We start from the raw sequence: 17,941 nt of genomic DNA, 5'->3' as shown, positions 1-17,941 counted from the left end.
CATCAGGAGCACACCATGACCTGGTCCACCGATCCCGACGAGAACACCGCCGTCGACGACATGCGTGCCACCGTGCGCGCCATGACCGCACTGCTCGCCGATGTCGACGCCGCTCGCTACGCCGACCCGGCCGGCGGTTTCACCACCACCTGAGCCGCCCTGGGCAGGCCTCCGGCGGCCTCCCCGAGCCGGCCGCGGAGATCGCTTCGCCGGCCGGGTGGGCCGCGCCCGCGCGATCCGCGCGGCGGTGACACAGCACACTCCCCAAAAGGTTGTGCACAACTTAATTGTGCCCTACATTGACTGTGTGACCGATCCCCTGGCGTTGGACCAGCAGCTGTGCTTCCCGCTGTACGCCGCGTCGCGTGCGATGACCGCGCGCTACCGGCCGATGCTGGCGGCACTGGGTCTGACATATCCGCAGTATCTGGTGATGCTGGTGCTGTGGGAGCGGGACGGTCGCGGCGTCGGCGAGCTCTGCGATGCCCTGGCCCTCGACTCCGGGACCTTGTCGCCGCTGTTGAAACGACTCGAGCAAGCCGAGCTGATCGAACGTGTCCGAGCCACCGACGACGAGCGCCGCGTCGAGATCCGGCTCACCGGACGAGGGCACGCGCTACGCGAGCGGGCCTGCGACATCCCCGGCCACATGGCCGAGGCCACGGGCATGACCGTGGAAGAACTGGTGACACTGCGCGAAACCCTGGTCCGCATGACCATCGCACTCAACGCCGCCACCACGGCGGGTACCTCACCGGATGCCGAGTGCGCATCCTCCGACAGAAAGCGATGACCTAGATGACGATCCTCTACACCGCCGAAGCCCTTGCCACCGGAGACGGACGCAACGGCCACGCCCGCACCACCGACGGCACACTGGACCTGACCCTGGCCACCCCGCCGGAGATGGGCGGCAGCGGGGCGGGCACCAACCCCGAGCAGCTCTTCGCGGCCGGCTACGCCGCCTGTTTCCACTCCGCCCTGCGCCTGGTCGGCAAGCAGGAGAAGGCCGACGTCAGCGACTCCGCGGTCGGAGCGAAGGTCGGCATCGGCCCCAACGACGCCGGCGGATTCGGCCTCGAGGTCACCCTGGAGGTGTCACTGCCGAATCTGGCACGCGACGCCGCGCAAGCACTGGCCGACAAGGCCCATCAGGTCTGCCCGTACTCCAACGCCACGCGCGGCAATATCGACGTGCGCGTGGTCGTCGCCGAGGACTGATCCTCAGCCGCGCTGCCACCAGCGTTTCCGCTGCGAGGCCACCAGCGTTTCCGCTGCGAGGCCTCGGCGTGACCGCCGCACCACTGCGCCGGTGGCACCGAGGCCCGCACCTGATCGATGTGCGCGCCGCAGCCGGACCAGGTGGTCTTACCTCAGGTGGCGCAGGTGGTCGGGACGCACATGGGGCAGCTCCTCACGAATCGGGCGGGATTGCCACCCACTATACCCAGGGGTGGTATTGGCCCCAGCCGTCACCGGCGCACCACCATGATCGGGCATTCGGCCGAATGCACCAGCCCGGCACTGGTTGAGCCGAGCAGCATCCCGGCGAAACCGCCGCGGCCGCGGCTTCCGACCACCGCCAGTTGGGCCGAATCGGATTGTTTCAGGAGCGATTTCCCCGGATCGTCGCGCGCCACCTCCAGCGTCACCGGCACCTCGGGATAGCGATCGCGCCACGGCGCCAGCCGCTGTGCCAGCATCGCATGTTCCGCGTTGACGATGGTGTCCCAGCCGAACATCGAGATGTCGAGACCCGTTGTGTCGCTCCAGGAATGCAGCGCGACCAGTGCTACACCACGGCGCTGCGCCTCCTCGAAGGCGAGGCCGGTCGCCGGATCACTGTTGTCGGTGCCGTCGACCCCGACCAGCACCGGGCGCCGCGCCGCCGCCGCATCGGTGGCGGAATCGTCTTTCACCACCACCACCGGACACCGGGCGTGGTGGACCAGTGCCGAGCTCACCGAACCGAGCAACCCGCGACGCAGAGCCCCCCGCCCCCGGCTTCCGGCCACCATCCGATAGGCGTGCTCCGAGCGGACCAGCAGATCGCCGATGACCAGCTCCAAGCTCAATTCGGCATCGATCACCACATCCGGCCCGGCCAGTTCCCGGGCCGAAGCAGCCGCCTCGGACAGGATCTGCTCACCGTCGGTACGCAACCAATCCGGCTGCGCGGTACCGGCCGCCAGCCCCGGCCCGAATCCCGCCGGCACCGCGATCGAGTGCACGATCCGCAGCGGATGGCCCGACAGTGCCGCATCGCGCGCCGCCCAGGCCACGGCCTGTAGTGAAGTGGGTGACCCGTCCACGGCGACGACGATCGGCGCGGTAGCGGATCCGGATTGCTCGACGGTCACAGGCGGTCCTCCTCGGTCGGCACAGCGGGACACGAGCCGGCGGACACGACGACCACCGCCGGATAAAAATCAGGGCACGAAATCCGGTCAGCTCGATAGTAGCGGTCGACCCCTTCAGAAAACTGGTATGACCACTTGACCTCTTACCACTGCGCGGCTACATTTCGGATCATGGCCTTCCAGCGGATAGACCGGCAGACGGTGCCCGACGCGGTGTTCGACCAGCTCGTCGGCGAGGTGCTCGACGGCGAACTCCCGGCCGGGTCGACCCTTCCGGCGGAACGCCAACTCGCCGAAGCACTCGGGGTGTCGCGGCCGACCGTGCGTGAGGCACTGCGCAAACTCGCCCATACCGGCCTGATCGAGGTGCGCCAGGGCGGCGCCACGACGGTGCGCGACTTCCGCCGCTCCGCCGGACTGGACCTGCTGCCGCGGCTGATCGTGCGCGACGGCACCGTCGACCCAACGGTCGTCACCGACATCCTCGAGGCACGGCGGGTCCTGGGCCGCGAGGTCGCCGTCCTCGCCGCCGAACGCACCGGTGAGACATCCGGCGCCGAGCTCGACGACTGCATCGAATCACTGGCCGCACAGCAGGAACCGGTCGCCCAGCAGCTCGAGGCGCTGAAGTTCTGGGACCACATCGTCGACGGCACCGGATCCATCGTGTTCCGGCTGTTGTTCAACACTCTGCGCGAGGTCTACGAGCCGGCGATCGTGGCGCTGGCCGGGGTGATGGCCCCGGAGGTCGGCAGCATCGAGCACTACCGGAAGCTGGCCGCCGCGATCGCTCGCGGCGACGCCGACGCCGCCCGCACCGCGGCGGACACGCTGTTGCGCATGGCCGCAACACAATTCGACACAGTCGTGCGCACGATGGAAGGTACGCGAGAATGACCGACACCACCCGCCCACACCGCAGGCCCTTCACCCTGCGCGACGCCTTCACCGCCTTCGTGCGCCGCCCCTCACCGTGGATCATCGCCGCATTGTTCGCCGGGGCGGTCGCGGCCCGGATCGCGGTGGGCGACTGGCAGCTCACCGACGTCGCGCTGGCCACGGTGATGCTCGCCCTGTTCCCGCTGACCGAATGGCTGATCCACGTCTGCGTGCTGCACTGGCGCCCTCGCCGGATCGGGCGGTTCACACTGGATTCCCTGCTGGCGCGCAAACACCGCGAACATCATGCCGACCCACGTCGCGTCGACCTGATCTTCATCCCGTGGCAGACGTTCCTGTGGTTGTTCCCCATCCTGGTTCTCGTTGCGGTGCTGGCATTTCCGCGGCTCGGACTCGGTCTGACCTTCCTGACGGTGCTCGGCGTCCTGGGCTCGGCCTACGAGTGGACGCACTATCTGATCCACACCGACTATCAGCCGCGCACCCGGCTCTACACCGCGGTCCGCCGCAATCACCGGCTGCACCATTTCAAGAACGAGCACTACTGGTTCACGGTCACGAGTTCCGGAACCGCCGATCGCCTGCTGGGCACCTATCCCGATCCCGCGACGACACCGAACTCACGCACCGCCACCACGCTGCACGGCACGACGCGCTGACCCGACCGGCAGCGCTGCCCCGAACACTCGGGGCTGTCCCATCCCGCCGGAATGTAGTGAATTGGTCCGTGCGGCAATCGCATCCACCACGTCGCCGACGGAACAGGACCGATCACATGAGCACAGCCGGAACTCTCACTCTGATCGCCGCCGCGACGGTGCTGTGCACCGGCGGCGGCATCGCCACGGCGGCCGACATCACCTCCGCCACGCCGGTGATCGCCCCCGGTGAGCCGGACCCGTCCGGCACCGGCTCCGCCTCGGGCCTCGCGGCTTTGGTGGACGCCCTGGCCAGCGGAAGTGCGCAGGCCACCGCCACCGCGCGGTAGTTGCACCGTCCCCGCCCGCGGCCCGAGACCGGACCCCGGGACACCCGGCCCACTATGGTTCGTGGGTATGCACTGGGATCAGATGACCGCCACACCCGATGAGCTGCGCAAGCGAGCGACCCGGCTGCGACGCGGCGTCGGCCAGCTCGGCATCCTGGAATCGATCCTCAACGTGGCGGAGGGCCCCTGGCAGGGAGCCATGGACGCCGACGGGCGCGGCACCGCCGAACTGAGAATGCATCTGGCCGGGCGTTATCGGGTGACCGCGGTGGTGACCAGCGCCGGCAAACTGAGCCTCATCCAGCTGAACACCCCGGAACCCGGCCGCGACAGCGAACTCGTACTCTCCGCCAAACCCGCACTGCGACGAGGCTGGGACGAAGACCGGCCGATGCCCAAACAACCGCAGTGGCTCGACTATCTGGTCGAGTGGGTGCGCGCCGCCAGCACCGACGTCGACCGTCGTTCGGTGCTCGAATGGCATCTCGAGCGCGCCGACCGCCGGCTGGCCGCGATGAACGAGACCATCGAAAGCCTGCGCCTGAGTCTCACCGAACGCGAGCAGTTGCGCGATGAGCTCGCCGCCGAGGTCGCCGAACTGCGCACCGAATGGGAATCGCTCGGCACCGATGCCTGATCGTCGTTCGCTGTCGTCGCGCGACAGCGGCCGGGTACCGCGCCGGGGAGGCGCCACCGCCCTCCCCGACGTCCCGACCGATGCTGTCAGATGTCGATCAGGGACAGGGCGACCGGAATCAGCAGATCGGTCAACTCCCCCACCTCGGCGCGCGGACGCATCAGCAACCATTCGTGGGCCAGGCCGTTGACGGCGCCGATGAGCACACTGGCGGTCAGGGCCGCGCCCCCGCGCAGCCGGGCGCCGGGGCCGGCGATCGGCACCACCACCATTTCCAGCAGGGTGACCCAGCCGTGACGGCGATCGCGCCGATGCTGTTCCATCCGGTCACTCGCGCCGACCACTTCGATGAAGGCCAGCTTGGCCCGATACGGGTCGGCGGTGATGGATTCCAGATAGGCCGACAGCACGACCGCCATCGCCGCGGCGGGATCGTGCGCCGGCAGCGAGCCCAGCGAGCGCATCACCGCCGCCGCGGCCTCGTCCTGAACCCGGTCGTAGGCCGCGATCAGCACATCCTCACGGGTCTGGAATTCCTCGTAGAACTGTCTTTTGGACAGTCCCGCGGCGGCGCACACGTCGGCGAGTGAGCAGTTCGCGTAACCCTTTTCCGCGAAGACCTTCGTCGCCGCCACGACGAAGCGCTGACGACGTTCGGCCCGGCGCTCGGTCACCGCCCGCCCGCCGTACTGTCTGTTCGCCGTCGTCACAACCTCACACTATCGCTCGGCCACGAACGCGCTCGAGCCGCCGTCTACGCCGATTCGGCGATCTGGGCGAGGATCGCCGCGAGCGCCACCGCCCACGCCGTCGATCCGGCATCGGTGAACTCGGTGTGTCCGGTACCGGGCAGGATCCGCAGTTCGGTGGTGTCGCCGGCGCCGCGGGCGGCATCGACGTAGCGGCGGCTCTGTTCCGGCGCGACGACACGATCGGCGTCACCGTGGATCGCGGTGATGTGCACACCCCGTGGAAGATTGTCGATCGGTGAGGCGAATCGATACCGGTCGGGAACCTCACCGGGCAAGCCGCCCAACAACTTTCGCGCGAATCCGTCGTTGCCGTGGGCCACCGCGTAGTCGAGATCCAGGACCGACGCCATCAGGGTGAGGCTGCGGATACGCGGCCGCTGCGGTATCGGCGCGGCCGTCCGCCGGCCCGCGACCCACGCCGCGAGCTGTCCGCCGGCCGAATGACCGGCCAGATGGACGCGGTCGAGATCCAGACGTCCCCCGGCCCGCTGCTGCACGACCGTGGCCAGTGCTCCGATGGCGTCATCGACGTCGGTCAGCGTCATCGGCCAGCCACCGGCGCCGTTGACCCGCCGATACTCGATATTCCACACCGCGACACCGGCTTCGGCGAGTTGCCGGGCCTGTGCGGCGAACTGACTCAGATCCCGGTACTGCGCCCAGCCACCGCCGTGGATCAGCACGACCACCGGGCACCGGCCGGTCGAACCCGACAGCGGGCCACCGGCCGGCAGATACAGATCACCGAAAGTGTCGGGTTCGGAACCGTAGGCGATGCGCTGCGGCGCACCCGGATCGACGAAGAGGTCCGGCATGACCGGCCCCGCGATCACATCCGGTGCGGCCGGCTCCACCGAACCGAAACCGATCGACGCGACCACGACCGCGAGTACCGCGGCCACGACCCAACGGCGCGCCCCACCGTGTCCAACGCCCACCACGCGCGGGCACCTCCTGCTCGAGCCACTCGAGCACACCGTACTGGGAAAGGGGCCGCCGTGCGGGCTTCAGTGACGCGCGGCACTACCACCAGTGCAGCAACGGCTCCAATCCGCGTCCCAGCGCCCCGGACAGCGACCGCGCATAGCTGGAGGTCAGATGATGTTCGTCGTGATACATGAGGATATTTCCCGCGACGACCGGGCATACCGACGAATCACAGAACGCGTCGCTGAGATCGAGCGGGAAGATGTTCGGATAGCGCGACGCCGGCTCGAGCTGGGGATCGATCGGGTCGAGGGCCTCGGTGCGGCGCATCCCGCAGCTGACCGCGGTGCCGCCACCGGCCAGGCAATCCGCGGCCTTGTAGCGCACCTCGTCCCGGCGCAGCCACGGGGAGTCTCGGACGGTGACCACATTGAGCCCGCGATCGGCCAGCGCCGCCCACACGTCCACGTACTCCGGCGGCGTCTCGTCACCGGGACCGGACCGCGGCCGGGTGCCGGTGGTGAACACCCAATCGGGCCGGTCGACGGCGAGGCGGTCGAGAACCGCGCGCGACCAGTCGCGGCAGTCGGGAATCGGCTCCCCCTTGTAGGTGGCGTCCTCGGCCAGCGTCAGCGGACAGCCCATCTTCAGATACACCTGGATGCGGAACGAATATTGCGCGGCGAGTTCCTGGAATGCCGGAAGCCAGTGCTCGGCATGCGAACTGCCGACCACCGCGATGGTCCGGGTGGCGTTCCTGTCGCCGTAGGTACAGGTGACCACCTCCCGGGTGTCCCAGTCGGCGATACAGCCGTCGAGCGTCGGCGGCGGCAGCTCGCCGGGCGCCTGTAAGACCGTCGGCCGCATCGGCGCCTGCGGTGTCGGCGCCCCGGCCGCCAGTGCCTCGGCACCCGGATAGTTCACCGGATCGAGTGCGCGGGTGGGCTGCGGCGGTTGCCTGTGCACCACCCCGAATTGCCAGGCTCCGGTGGCCGCGACGACCGCGGCCGCCACCAGCGACACCGCGACGCCCGCCGCGCGCCGATAGTGCGGTGAGGCGACCAGCGCCGTTGCTGTGCGGCCCCCCAGTCGCAGCGGCTGCTCGACGAGGCGATGGGTGGCCCAGGCCAGCAGCATCGAGACCGCCACGACTGCGGCGCCGTCGGCCGGGCCCGCCTTCGGGCGCCCGGTCTCGGCCAGATAGAAGATCAGAATCGGCCAGTGCCACAGATACAGCGGATAGGCGATGGTGCCGAGCCACTGCGCGGCACGCGTCGCGAGCAGCCGGTTGGGCCACGGCCTGTCGGCGGCGGCGACATTGTTGGCGGAGGCGATCACCGCCAGGGTCGCGAGAACCGGCACCAGTGCCGCGGGACCCGGATAGCGGTTGGCGCCGTCGACGATCAGCCATCCGCAGGCGAGTACGACCGCGGCACCGGCGAGTGCGGTCACCGTCCGGAATACGCGCGGTAGCGTGAACGCCGGTGCGGCCAGCGCCAGCGCGGCGCCGGCGAGCAACTCCCAGAGGCGAGCGCCGCTGTCGTAGTAGTTCCAGCCCTGGTGGGTGGCCGCGCCGTGCGTGGCGTACCACAGCGACAGCACCGCCGCCGGTGCGGTGATCGCACCCAGGACCGGCCGCAGCTGCGCGCTGCGGCCGGTGCGGCGCAGGATCACCGCGACCAGTGCCACCACCAGCAGCGCGAGCAGATAGAACTGCCCCTGCACGGCCATCGACCACAGATGCTGCAGCGGACTCACCGACGGATCCGCGGCCAGATAGTCCGACCAGGTCGTCGCCAGCCGCCAGTTCTGGAAGTAGAACAGCGAGGCCAGCGTCTGCCCGGCCATATCCGACCATTGGGTGTAGGGCCGTGTCCACACCGTCGCGACCACCACCGCCGCGAGGACGATCACCGTGGCGGGCACCAGCCGCCGTCCGGTGCGCCGGAGGGTGAATCCGATACCGACAGTTCCGGTCTCGGCACGCCGCACCAGCAGTCCGGTGAAGAAGTACCCGGACAGCACCAGGAAGACGTCCACGCCGCCGGAAACCCGGCCGAACCAGATGTGGAACGCCACCACCAGCGCGATCGCCACACCGCGCAGTCCGTCCAGATCGCCGCGGTAGGCCGCGCGACGGGTGCTCGTCCCGGTGTCCGGCCGTGGCGCCGATGTGGCGGTGGCCCCCGTGCCCGCTGTACCTGCGGTCACCACGCGTAGGGCCGGTTCCCGCGATCAAGCGCCTCGGGCGATACCGGAGGATGGAAATGAACACGCGCAGACCACAACACGTCCATTCTCTTAGCACGTGGCAAACGCTCAGCGCCACTTGAGTTTCCGAAACAGGGCTGGTTCGCTATGCCGTTCGCGCGCGCCGGCGGGCTCGCCGGGCGTCGGCCGGATTCCACAGCGCCGCCGCCCGCGACCTGGTCAGCGGATAGCAGGCCAGCCCGATCACGAATGCCGACAGATGCCCGATTCCGGTGAAGGTGAGATGGATCAGCGGCGGCGCGGCGAAACACGCCCCGGCCACCACGACGTACCCCCAGCGCCAGGGATACGCGAGGTGATAGGTCAGCACGCCGATGATGCCGGCGAGGAAATAACTGACGCCGATATCGCGGACGTCGACCATCGCCGGATCGGCATGACCGTGGCCGATCGCCCAGGCCAGCACCCCTTCGCTCAGGTAGGTCGCCGCGACGTGCGCGACCAGGCCGACAATCGCCCAGCGCAGGGCGCCCAGCCATCGTTCGGCGGGCGCGTGGAAGACGCAGTACAGCAGGAGATACGGCAGCCAGAAGTAGCCGTCGATCCAGAGCAGACTGGTCACCAGCACGTGCAGCGGATCGTCGCGGAGGTTGTCGAGGTTCGTCGAGCGTTCGCCCAGAATGGTTTTCAGCGTGCTGCGCGGCACCGAATGCTGCACGATGGTGGTGATCAGCAGCACGGTGAGCCAGGAGAAGGTCCACGGCGCGCTGCGGAGATAGCGCCACAGCGCCGCGCCGCGGTCACGCACCCGCCACGATCGACGATTCGCCACCACCCGCTCCTCCGGCCGATACGGACCGGTGATCGCCGTACTGCCGAACACCGGCCCATCGACTCTGCCCCGTGGGCGCGCCGCCTGCATCACCCGCCGCGGATGAACCCCTCACCCCGTCCGGATCGATCGCCGAGGCGGTCAGCAGGCCGCGATCACCGATGCGGGCAGGCCTGCGAGACTGCGACTCAGGTAGCTGCCGTCACCGGTCAGCGAACGTTCGAATTCGATGGGGTCGTTGAGATAGGTGGTCGCCTGCGATTTGGTGTGCACCTGCGCGTACTGCTCACCGTCGGCGGATCGCGATTCCACCCGGACCCCGGACAGCAGATGGACGCCCGGCGACCCGTCGGCGGCGTCGAAACCGTATGCCACCGGCCCGGTTTCGTCGAGGCCGTAACAGATCGTGATCGGCCCCGAGATCGCCCGCACCCGCGCGGCGACCGAGGACGCCACCGAATGCGGTGACAGCCGCAACCGGATCCGGCGCAGCGCGGCACCGACATCGGCCGACATATCGCCCCGGGTGCCCTGCACCATGGCCTGATAGACGGCCGGTTCGGCGACGAGCACGGTCGGCGATTCGGCCGCCAGGTGGCGGTGGATGTTACCCGCCGCGTGGGTTCCGGCCGGCAGCACCAGATCGGCGCCCGCGACGAGATTGGCCACGGTGGCGGTGTGAAAGCCGAAGCGCCCGAACAGCCCCGAGAAGCACAGGGTCCGATCGGATTCGCGCAGTTTGCTCGCACCCACCCACGCGGTGGCGGCGTTGAGTACCGCGGTCGCCGAGTATTCGAGACAGACCAGCCGGCGCGAGGGCGCGGACGCCACCCGGCACAGCTCGGTGTCGCGATGCAGTGCGGGACGGTCGCCGTCGACCTCGATGCGCTGCGCCCAGGAACGTTCGTCCAATCGGATACCGCTCGCCTGTCCGGAGGCCACCACGGCATCGATACCGCACTCGTCGATCAGCTCGCGCATCGCCGCGAGCGGAAGCGCCGGGTTGGCCAGGACCGGAACATCACCGCGCGCCAGCAGCGCGAGCAGCGTCGAAATATACCCGGGGTAATTCCCCAGTGCCACAAGAACTCTCGACCGCGGACGACGCAGCACCGCGTCGAATCGGGCGGCCTTGTCGCCCACCTCGGCAAGTAACTCGCCGAAGGTGCGGCTGTCGTGCATGGACGACACGGTCGCATGCGGGCGCATACGCATGGCGGTGGTGACCGCGCTGAACAGCAGCGCGGGCCTACCGGCACCGGTCGCGATATCCCTGCCCCGATATCCTCGAATATTCACCGATGCAGATTTCGTTGTCATCGAATACCAATCTTTGATCCCCCTTGTCCGATATCTACCGCAATCCTCCCCGCAGTACACGCTCGCACCCGATCACATGTGGAAACTTCACATGTACGCCACCGGGATGCGGACACATTAACCACAACCGCAACAATGCGCAACCGCGTGCATTCTTGCGTGTTTCGCGAACACATTTACGAATGCAAGTACATTTGCACGGTTGAATGTTCTCACTTTTGTACGTACGACATCGACACTGCCGAGCATCCACCAGGGCCTTTCGTCGAGCCCGTCGTGTCGCGAACCGCCACGGACCACTACCGATACCTCCGGTCACAGACATTCGAGCCTGCGGGCCACCGATCGCAGCGGCGGCGGCGACCCACCTGGGCCGGGTCCAGCAAATGTCCGGCGACAGCCGTTCCCGACAATCATGCCCGTCCGGCCGACGACAATTCCACCCATCTCGACTCCCTGGGTTGCCGGGCCCCTCGGACGGGTATTCCATACAAATGAAAACGCGCGCCGACCCCAATTACCGGAAGTTTCCCGACATACCACGGACACAATAGCGGCGGCATTTCATCCCGCCGTCGAGCCCTCGCGGCGTGTCCGAACCGGTCGGGCGGCTCCGGATCAGGGAGCGATCACACGGCGGGCCGCGCGCACGGTCGCGTCACGACGGTCGCCGACATCGTCGCCGTGCAGCGCGTGCACCGCCGATGTACGGGCGAGGTCGGTGAGCAGGGTCAGCAGGGTCAGCGGCTGGAAGGTGTCGGTGATCGCCCCGGCGCGCTGACCGCGGCGGATCTCGGCGAGTTTGGGCGCGACCGCGCGCCGGATCGCGGCCTCGGCCGCGGGGATATCGGTGCGCTCGATCTCCGCCCAGGACTGCAGGCGCGCGTTGTCGGGATGCCGGAGGTAGTGGTCGAACAACCGGCCGACGTAGGAAGGCAGATCGTCGGCGTCCAACGCGGTTTCCGCGGTGGTCTCGGTGGCCCACTGCTCGGTCACCGCCGCGTACAGATCGTCCTTACCGCCGAAATAGGCGTAGAGACGGTCCTTGCTGGCATGCGCGGCCTCGGCGATCCGGTTGATCCGCGCGCCGGCGACCCCGTACCGGGCGAACTCCGCCTTGGCGGCGGCGAGAATTCGCTCCCTGGTGGCATGACCGGCTGCGCGCATGACGCGAATCCTATATTGCCGAACCATCTGGTTCGGGTGTAGTTTCCCGAACCAGATGGTTCGGGAAACTCTGGAGGACGGATGAGCGACATCACCGATCGCTGGCGGGAACTGGCGGCACAGCCCAGCGGGGTCTCGACGGCGGATCTGGATCGGCTCTGGGCCGACCTCGCGGTCACGCGGGCCGAGGACATCCTGGGCGAATGGAAGGGGGCCGCGTTCCGGACCGGTCATCCGCTGTGCCGCGCATTGGACAAGAACCGTTGGTACGGCAAGACCTTCGTCTCCACGCTGGAGGCGAAGCCGCTGATCTGCCGCGCCGAGGACGGAACGCTGTTCTCCAACCTCGAGCTGGGCGGCGGCGGTGAGGCGACGCTGTGGAACATCGAATTCCGCGGGGAGGTGACCGCGACGATGGTCTACGACAACCGCGCGGTATTCGACCATTTCAAACAGCTCGACGCCGACACACTGATGGGCATCATGAACGGACGCCCGGATCAGGTGCTCGCCGACGGCGAATACTTCTACTTCCTGCTCGAGCGGATCTGAGCCGTGCCCGTCACCACTGCCGCGCTGTCGCGCGATCCGCGCGCCGCATTCAGCCTCGAAGCGGTCGCCGTCGACGAACCCCGAGCCGATGAGATCCTGGTGCGGATCGAGGCTTCGGGTATCTGCCACACCGATCTGGTCTCGAGATTCGCGGGCGCGCCCGATCGGCCGGTTCTGCTCGGCCACGAGGGCGCCGGTGTGGTGGAGTCCGTCGGCGCCGAGGTAGCGGGCATACGCCCCGGCGATCGCGTCGTCCTCACCTTTCGCCACTGCGGGCGATGCCGGAACTGCCGGTTGGGACGCCTGGCCTATTGCGCCCACTCCACCGCCCTGAATCAGTTCGGCGCCCGGCCCGACCGCACGCCTCGGATCACGGTCGCCGGCACCCGGGTCCGCGACGGCTTCTTCGGGCAGTCGAGCTTCGCGGGATACGCCCTGACCACCGCGGACAACACCGTCGTCGTACCGGCCGACGCCGATCCGGCGGTCGCCGCCGGTCTGGGCTGCGGATTCCAGACCGGCGCCGGGGCGGTACTCCATGTGCTGGCCCCCGAACCGGATGCGCGGCTGGTGATCTACGGCGCCGGCGCGGTCGGACTGGCGGGCATGCTGGCCGCCCTGACCCTGCCCGATGTAGGGGTGATCGTGGTCGAACCGTCCGCTTCCCGCCGCGATCTGGCCCTCGAACTCGGCGCGGCGGCGGCGCTGGACCCGGCCGAGGCCGGCGCCGCGATCGCGGATCTCACCGGCGGCGGCGCGACCCACGCCCTCGACACCACCGGACACCCCGAGGTGCTCGCCGGTGCGGTGGCGGCGCTGGGCACCGGCGGCACGGTCGCTGTGGTCGGCCTCGGCAGCGGGGTACCGCCGATCGATATCCGCGATATCGTCCTGGGCGGCAAGACCGTTCGCGGCTGCCTCGAAGGTGACGCGAACCCGCGGGAGTTCATTCCGTGGCTACTCGCGCAGTACACGGCCGGGCTGCTGCCCCTCGACCGTCTGGTCCGGCGCTATCCCCATACCGACATCGACACCGCCCTGGCCGATCAGCGTGCCGGCCGGACCGTCAAACCGGTGCTGCTCTGGTAGCCGTGGCCGCGATTGACCATTCGAGAAGCGTTTTCGTATGGTTATGTGAGCGACGATTCGAGGAACCCGGTGTGAATCCGGGACGGTCGCGCCACTGTGAGCAGCTCCGCGAGGCGGAATGTGAGTCAGGCACTCGGATCCCGCGGTAACCATCGTCTACGGGGACGCGTAATCCCCGAAGGAGTGCCCCATGGCGACGTCGTATGTCCCCCGGTCCGGTATCGAGTCGATCCGGCTCTCGATTCCGACCACGGCGCTGTGGCTGGCCGGTACCACCGTGCTGGCCCTGCTCGCCGTCTATTTCATCGGCATCGACCAGGGCGCGGTCTCGATCTTCGGCAGCGATATGCACGTGCACGAATTCGTCCACGACGCTCGCCACTTCCTCGGCTTCCCCTGCCACTGACCGCGGGAACGAGTCGACACAATGGAAAAGCGAATCATCGGCCGCGGCGTTCTCGTGGGCGCGATCGGAGGACTGCTCGCCTTCCTGTTCGCCCGGATCCTGGCCGAACCGATCATCAACCGCGCCATCGACTACGAGGGCGGCCGGGACGAGGCGCATACCCGCCTCGAGCAGGCCACTGGACATTCGATGCCCGGCATGGAGGAAGCCGAACTGTTCACCCGATCCGTGCAATCGACGATCGGCATCGGTTTCGGCATGATCATCTTCGGCGCCGCGATGGGTGCGCTGTTCGCGGTCGTGTACTGCCTGTTCGTGGGCCGCGTCGGTAAGCTCGGCCCGCGCAATCTCGCACTGTGTGTGGCCGGCGGCATGTTCGTGGTGCTCTACGCGATCCCGTTCTTCAAATACCCCGCCAATCCGCCATCGATCGGCAACCCCGACACCATCCGAGAGCGCACGGGGCTGTACCTGCTGATGGTGCTGATCTCGGCGGTCTGCGCGGTCGGGGCGGTCTGGCTGGGCCGGCGATTGCGGGCGCGCCTGGGCAATTGGACCGCGACCATCGCCGCCGGACTGGCCTTCGTCGTCGTGGTGACGGCGATCGCGGCCCTGCTGCCCTCGCTCGGCCACCTGGCCGCCAACCGCGCACTCGGTGACGCGGCCACCGAAACCCCGGTGCCGCTGACCGATTCGAAGGGCACCATCGTCTACCCGGGCTTCCCCGCCGACGACCTGTACTACTTCCGGTTCTATTCCCTCGGCGCACAGGCGATCCTGTGGGCGGTCATCGGCTTCGGCTTCGCCACACTGGCACCGCGGCTGTTCGATCGGGCGGACGAGCCCGGCCCGGCCGCGGCGGCACCGGTGATATGAGTGCGGGCGTCACCCGGCTGACCCTGGTCAGCCACGGGATGACCGAGGCGATGCGGGCCGCCCGGTTCCCGGCCGACGAACCGATCGAACAACACGCCCGCGGCATCGCGGCCGACACCGCGGCGCTGCGGGGCGATGCGGTCCGGATCGGCCCCGAGGTGCGGGCGGCGCAGACCGCGGCGCTGCTCGGGCTGTCCGGATCGGTCGATCCGGCGCTGCGGGATCTCGACTGCGGGCAGTGGGCCGGCATCGCGATGGATGCCCTGGCGCCGGCGGAGCTCATGGCGTGGATGAGCGATCCCGGCTATCGGGGCCACGGCGGTGAGTCGATCACCGACGTTCTCGACCGCGTGCGCGGCTGGCTCGACACCCGCGCCGCGGACGGGCAGCGGATCGTCGCCGTCACCCATCCCGCCGTGGTGCGCGCGAGCGTCCTCACCGCCCTGTCCGCACCACCGGAATCGTTCTGGCGCATCGACATCCCACCGCTCAGCGCGACCGCGTTGCACGGCCGGGGTACGACCTGGACGGTCCGCCACACCGCGCTTCCGGTATGAGCCACCGGCCCTTCACGCCGCGGCGTCCCCCACCAACCCGGCGAGTACCTCGGCTTCGCTGATCTCGATGCGCGTGGTCGCCGACAGCAGCGTGAGCGTCCCCCGCCGGGCCAGCTCGCGCAGGTGGGTGAGTCCGGCGGCCCGTTCCGGGTCCCGCAGTTCGTCGCGGTAGCGCCGTTCGAACTCGCCGAACCGCTCGGGATCGTGGCCGTACCACGTGCGCAGTTCGGTCGACGGAGCGACCTGCTTACACCATTCGTCGAGGTGAGCGCGCTCCTTGCTCATGCCGCGCGGCCAGATGCGATCGACCAGGACGCGGGCGCCGTCGTCCGGACTCGGATCGTCGTAGATTCGCCGGACTCGCACCCGCGCTCGCGTACTCGCCATCTCCGATCTCCCCTGCGGTCGGCCGTCGCTGCCCGATATCGCCGTACACCCGAGAATAGTCACCGGCGCATCGGGATCGGGGACATCGCACGGTCCACACCGCGAGTGCGAATTCCCACTCCCTACGGTGCCGTAACCTACGGTAGCGTAGGTTGCATGACTCTCTCGACCCCGGCCGCCCTCACCACCTCCCCGCCCCCGGCAGTCGATTTCGACAATCGCGATGTCGTCTACGAGTACTACCGCACCCACCGGCCCTCGCGGGCGCGGGCACGGCTGTCGTGCGCGGTCACCGCCTTTCGCAAACGGCCCGTCGTCAGGTACGCCGACACGGCGCGCGCCGAGATCCGGCAGCTGATTCGCGACGACCGGCGCCTGATCATCGCGATCAACCACCTGAGCGTGGAGGATCCGCGCATGGTCGCGGCCTTCGCCTGGCGCAGCGTCTTCCGACCTCGCATCGGCCGCATCCGTGTCCTGGCCAAGGACGAACTGTTCATCGATCCGGATCAGCGGGCGCGCATCGACGCGATGGGCGCGATCCCGGTCTTTCGCGGTAAGGATCACGGACCGCGCGCCGCCTACGCCGCCGGCCAGCAACTGATGGATGTCTGCGTGCGGCGCATGGTCGACGGTGACGATCTGGCACTGTTCCCGGAGGGCACCTGCAACGAGACCGATCCGACCCGGGTGCAATCCATCGGCACCGGTATCGGCCACATCGCCGCGCGCGCCCGGAAGGCCGGAGCACCACCGGTTTTCGCATTCCTGGGACTGACCTACGACACCGGCGGCCGGGCCACCTTCTACCTCGACCGGCCACTGGCCGAGTTTCCCGAGCGTCCGGCCCAGATCACCAGGGCGGTCAGCACAGGGATGCAGCAGGCGCTCGACGGCGCACTCGCGGCCGTGCGCTGACCCTCCCCGGGTGCGCTCAGCCGAGCGGCAACGTCCGCATCCCGGCGGCGTCGGCCGCGCCGACCACCGCGCGAAAGGATTCGACGTCGGCGACCCGCGGCCGGATTTCCGAGTTCCGATCACAACCACAACCTCCTCCCCCCGAGGCGGCCCACATCGCCACGGTCCAGAGACCCGCTTATTTTCCCCCATCGGGAGAAAATATTCGCAGCTCGCATCGGTCCGATCGGGACGCGTTATCCACGGCGACGCCCGATATCCGTAGCCTGAGGGGGTGAGCGGCGCGAACTCAACAGGGGCGAAGGGTGGCAACGGGGTGGAATCGCGGCGGGGACGGGGCCGGCCGCCACGCTTGAGCCGGGACCGCATCGTCGCCGCGGCGCGTGCGCTGCCACCCGAGACGCTCACGATGAAGGCGGTGGCCGACGCCCTCGGCGTCGACCGTAAATCACTGAACTACTACGTCAGCGACCGCGACGGCCTGCTGGAACTGGTGGCCTTGGACGCCTTCGAAACCGAGATCCGCCGCCTCGCCCTGCCCGCCGACGGTGATTGGCAACATCTGCTGCGGTTGTTCGCCGCGGCCGTCGCGGAAGCCCTCACGCAGGTCGGGGTGCTCATCTCCTATGTGCGATTCAGCGGAAGGGGGCAGCTGTCGGTCCTCACCGAGATCGAGCGGATCTTCGAAACCCTCGTCAGCGCCGGGTTCGAGCCGATGGAGGCCGGGCGCACCATGCGACTGCTCGCCGATATCGCCCATTCGGCCGCCCGGGAGGTCGTCGAGGCGACCCGCGGCCACGTCGACGTCCAGGCCGAACATGTCGCGCGAACCCTGAATTCCGAACTCGGAGACGATTTTCCGCTGCTCCGCGAGGTCGCCACCACGCGTGAGAGCGCCGCACGGGTGGGCGAACAGTTCGAATTCGACCTCGAGCTCGTCATCGCGGGTCTCGAGCGCAGACTGCAGGCGCGCGGACGGGGCTGAGCCCGCCCGATTTCGATCCGCGTGACCGAATCCCGGCCGCGGCTCGTTCACCTGGAAGTTCGCCGCGACACGACTCG

22 protein-coding genes, 1 pseudogene and 1 riboswitch are annotated in these 17,941 nt (G+C 68.7%); of the genes and pseudogenes, 14 read left to right on the top strand and 9 right to left on the bottom strand.

Annotation, left to right across the window (positions count from 1 at the left end; all coding sequences use genetic code 11):
• The first annotated feature begins 15 nt into the window (after window positions 1-15).
• The 3 genes from LKD76_RS13610 (at window position 16) to LKD76_RS13600 (ending at window position 1,221) form a co-directional block, all read left to right on the top strand.
• Complete coding sequence (locus LKD76_RS13610) at window positions 16-153, top strand: hypothetical protein (RefSeq protein WP_227981650.1); 138 nt, start codon at window positions 16-18, stop codon at window positions 151-153.
• Between the two features lie 154 nt (window positions 154-307).
• Window positions 308-793: a MarR family winged helix-turn-helix transcriptional regulator gene (locus tag LKD76_RS13605; RefSeq protein ID WP_227981648.1), complete on the top strand. Its 486-nt coding sequence runs from the start codon at window positions 308-310 to the stop codon at window positions 791-793.
• Between the two features lie 5 nt (window positions 794-798).
• A complete protein-coding gene (locus tag LKD76_RS13600) occupies window positions 799-1,221 on the top strand; it encodes an organic hydroperoxide resistance protein (RefSeq protein WP_227981646.1) in 423 nt (140 codons plus the stop codon).
• Here LKD76_RS13600 and LKD76_RS32450 read toward each other — a convergent pair.
• Together LKD76_RS32450 and LKD76_RS13595 are read right to left on the bottom strand one after the other, a co-directional pair.
• Window positions 1,152-1,361: pseudogene (locus tag LKD76_RS32450) on the bottom strand (DUF8730 family Cys-rich protein); the annotation flags it as partial. The gene LKD76_RS13600 and the pseudogene LKD76_RS32450 overlap by 70 nt on opposite strands.
• A 111-nt stretch (window positions 1,362-1,472) precedes the next feature.
• On the bottom strand, window positions 1,473-2,360 hold the full coding sequence (locus tag LKD76_RS13595; RefSeq protein WP_227981644.1) for a universal stress protein: 888 nt from the start codon (window positions 2,358-2,360) through the stop codon (window positions 1,473-1,475).
• Window positions 2,361-2,531: 171 nt separating this feature from the next.
• On the opposite strand from LKD76_RS13595, the gene LKD76_RS13590 reads away from it, so the two are divergent.
• The 4 genes from LKD76_RS13590 to LKD76_RS13575 all read left to right on the top strand — a co-directional run bounded on the left by LKD76_RS13590 (window position 2,532) and on the right by LKD76_RS13575 (window position 4,885).
• On the top strand, window positions 2,532-3,257 hold the full coding sequence (locus LKD76_RS13590) for a FadR/GntR family transcriptional regulator (protein WP_227981642.1): 726 nt from the start codon (window positions 2,532-2,534) through the stop codon (window positions 3,255-3,257).
• Window positions 3,254-3,919, top strand: coding sequence for a sterol desaturase family protein (locus LKD76_RS13585; RefSeq protein WP_227981641.1), 666 nt, complete (start codon window positions 3,254-3,256; stop codon window positions 3,917-3,919). The genes LKD76_RS13590 and LKD76_RS13585 overlap by 4 nt, the downstream gene beginning before the upstream one ends.
• Before the next feature lie 116 nt (window positions 3,920-4,035).
• Complete coding sequence (locus tag LKD76_RS13580) at window positions 4,036-4,248, top strand: hypothetical protein (RefSeq protein ID WP_227981640.1); 213 nt, start codon at window positions 4,036-4,038, stop codon at window positions 4,246-4,248.
• Window positions 4,249-4,315: 67 nt separating this feature from the next.
• Window positions 4,316-4,885: a hypothetical protein gene (locus LKD76_RS13575; protein WP_227981639.1), complete on the top strand. Its 570-nt coding sequence runs from the start codon at window positions 4,316-4,318 to the stop codon at window positions 4,883-4,885.
• Between the two features lie 86 nt (window positions 4,886-4,971).
• On the opposite strand, the gene LKD76_RS13570 is transcribed toward LKD76_RS13575, so the two are convergent.
• From LKD76_RS13570 to LKD76_RS13545, 6 genes are all read right to left on the bottom strand, one after another.
• Window positions 4,972-5,595 (bottom strand): TetR/AcrR family transcriptional regulator, encoded by a 624-nt coding sequence (locus LKD76_RS13570; RefSeq protein ID WP_227981638.1) that lies wholly within the window; start codon window positions 5,593-5,595, stop codon window positions 4,972-4,974.
• 44 nt (window positions 5,596-5,639) lie between these two features.
• Entirely contained in the window at window positions 5,640-6,578 is a 939-nt protein-coding gene (locus LKD76_RS13565) for an alpha/beta hydrolase family protein (RefSeq protein WP_227981634.1), read from the bottom strand.
• An 82-nt stretch (window positions 6,579-6,660) separates the two neighbouring features.
• Entirely contained in the window at window positions 6,661-8,775 is a 2,115-nt protein-coding gene (locus tag LKD76_RS13560; RefSeq protein WP_227981632.1) for an acyltransferase family protein, read from the bottom strand.
• Between the two features lie 145 nt (window positions 8,776-8,920).
• On the bottom strand, window positions 8,921-9,607 hold the full coding sequence (locus LKD76_RS13555; RefSeq protein ID WP_227981630.1) for a rhomboid-like protein: 687 nt from the start codon (window positions 9,605-9,607) through the stop codon (window positions 8,921-8,923).
• A 141-nt stretch (window positions 9,608-9,748) separates the two neighbouring features.
• On the bottom strand, window positions 9,749-10,906 hold the full coding sequence (locus tag LKD76_RS13550; RefSeq protein ID WP_227981625.1) for an AMP-binding protein: 1,158 nt from the start codon (window positions 10,904-10,906) through the stop codon (window positions 9,749-9,751).
• A gap of 639 nt (window positions 10,907-11,545) precedes the next feature.
• Complete coding sequence (locus LKD76_RS13545; RefSeq protein WP_227981623.1) at window positions 11,546-12,094, bottom strand: TetR/AcrR family transcriptional regulator; 549 nt, start codon at window positions 12,092-12,094, stop codon at window positions 11,546-11,548.
• A gap of 81 nt (window positions 12,095-12,175) precedes the next feature.
• On the opposite strand from LKD76_RS13545, the gene LKD76_RS13540 reads away from it, so the two are divergent.
• The 5 genes from LKD76_RS13540 (at window position 12,176) to LKD76_RS13520 (ending at window position 15,574) form a co-directional block, all read left to right on the top strand.
• Window positions 12,176-12,646 carry a DUF4334 domain-containing protein gene (locus LKD76_RS13540; RefSeq protein WP_227981621.1) on the top strand — a complete coding sequence of 157 codons (471 nt, stop codon included), beginning with the start codon at window positions 12,176-12,178 and terminating at the stop codon, window positions 12,644-12,646.
• A gap of 3 nt (window positions 12,647-12,649) precedes the next feature.
• Complete coding sequence (locus tag LKD76_RS13535) at window positions 12,650-13,735, top strand: NAD(P)-dependent alcohol dehydrogenase (protein ID WP_227981619.1); 1,086 nt, start codon at window positions 12,650-12,652, stop codon at window positions 13,733-13,735.
• A gap of 59 nt (window positions 13,736-13,794) precedes the next feature.
• Window positions 13,795-13,870, top strand: a riboswitch (cobalamin riboswitch).
• A gap of 55 nt (window positions 13,871-13,925) precedes the next feature.
• The gene (locus tag LKD76_RS13530) at window positions 13,926-14,141 is read left to right on the top strand and encodes a CbtB domain-containing protein (protein WP_227981618.1); all 216 of its coding nucleotides are present in this window, start codon (window positions 13,926-13,928) and stop codon (window positions 14,139-14,141) included.
• Between the two features lie 21 nt (window positions 14,142-14,162).
• A complete protein-coding gene (locus tag LKD76_RS13525) occupies window positions 14,163-15,017 on the top strand; it encodes a CbtA family protein (protein WP_227981617.1) in 855 nt (284 codons plus the stop codon).
• Complete coding sequence (locus tag LKD76_RS13520) at window positions 15,014-15,574, top strand: histidine phosphatase family protein (protein WP_227981614.1); 561 nt, start codon at window positions 15,014-15,016, stop codon at window positions 15,572-15,574. The genes LKD76_RS13525 and LKD76_RS13520 overlap by 4 nt, the downstream gene beginning before the upstream one ends.
• A 12-nt stretch (window positions 15,575-15,586) precedes the next feature.
• Here the strand turns inward: LKD76_RS13520 and LKD76_RS13515 are convergent, their stop codons facing one another.
• Window positions 15,587-15,961, bottom strand: coding sequence for a DUF488 domain-containing protein (locus tag LKD76_RS13515; protein WP_227981613.1), 375 nt, complete (start codon window positions 15,959-15,961; stop codon window positions 15,587-15,589).
• 156 nt (window positions 15,962-16,117) lie between these two features.
• On the opposite strand from LKD76_RS13515, the gene LKD76_RS13510 reads away from it, so the two are divergent.
• Window positions 16,118-16,879 (top strand): 1-acyl-sn-glycerol-3-phosphate acyltransferase, encoded by a 762-nt coding sequence (locus tag LKD76_RS13510; RefSeq protein WP_227981612.1) that lies wholly within the window; start codon window positions 16,118-16,120, stop codon window positions 16,877-16,879.
• 274 nt (window positions 16,880-17,153) lie between these two features.
• Entirely contained in the window at window positions 17,154-17,864 is a 711-nt protein-coding gene (locus LKD76_RS13505) for a TetR/AcrR family transcriptional regulator C-terminal domain-containing protein (RefSeq protein WP_227981611.1), read from the top strand.
• The last annotated feature ends 77 nt before the right edge of the window (window positions 17,865-17,941 follow it).

Source organism: Nocardia spumae, assembly GCF_020733635.1.
Taxonomy (GTDB): Bacteria; Actinomycetota; Actinomycetes; order Mycobacteriales; family Mycobacteriaceae; genus Nocardia; species Nocardia spumae.
The sequence above is the reverse complement of the archived record's forward strand: the minus strand, read 5'-3'. Positions and strand labels throughout refer to the sequence as shown.